General features: G+C 45.9%; 1 protein-coding gene. It reads right to left on the reverse strand.

Going from position 1 to position 693, the window contains the following annotated elements; genetic code table 11:
- A partial coding sequence (locus tag NI21_RS0115060; RefSeq protein WP_033127032.1) for a GBS Bsp-like repeat-containing protein occupies positions 1-693 on the reverse strand: 693 nt, incomplete at both ends.

Genomic DNA, 693 nt, shown 5'->3' on the forward strand with positions numbered 1-693 from the left:
CCTCCCAGTTCCCATCTGCATTCTTGTGCCCTGTATACCATACCAGATCGTCCTGGCCGCCTTGTTCACTCCAGGTTGCAAACATAACATTCTTCACCACGCCAAGCAATCCCACATTAGTGGCCTGTACTTTGTATGTCATTTCTTCCCCTGTTGTATCCTCTGCGATGATTTCCATATCGGGCAATGACACATTTTGTGTCCCCGCTACTACGCCCTGTGTCAAACCATTTTTGGTCGTGACATAGACATGTACCTGATATGTACCTGTCGCAAAATTATGATTGGCTGTACTGATCTTTGCTTTATAACTTCCATCATTCTGCTTTTCCGCATCATACCACCTGATATCGCTCTGATCAGAAGCACACCATACTGGCACCTGCACCCTATCTACTCCAGATGGAGATACAATATCACTGACTACTACTTCAAAGGTCCCCTTTTCTTCATCATAATTCTCTATGCTGGTCGTCATACTTGGTGAAGATACTTCAAAAAACGTGGAGCCAAAGCCCTTCATGACTCCATTGGCCAATGTATAGTATACATCCACTTTATAGGCCCCGGCCGTTTTGTGATCCCGGATATCTATCGTTGTCTCCCAGTTCCCATCTGCATTCTTGTGCCCTGTATACCATACCAGATCGTCCTGGCCGCCTTGTTCACTCCAGGTTGCAAACATAACATTCC

It is taken from the genome of Eubacterium sp. ER2, assembly GCF_000765215.1.
In the GTDB taxonomy this organism is placed as follows: domain Bacteria; phylum Bacillota; class Clostridia; order Lachnospirales; family Lachnospiraceae; genus Claveliimonas; species Claveliimonas intestinigallinarum.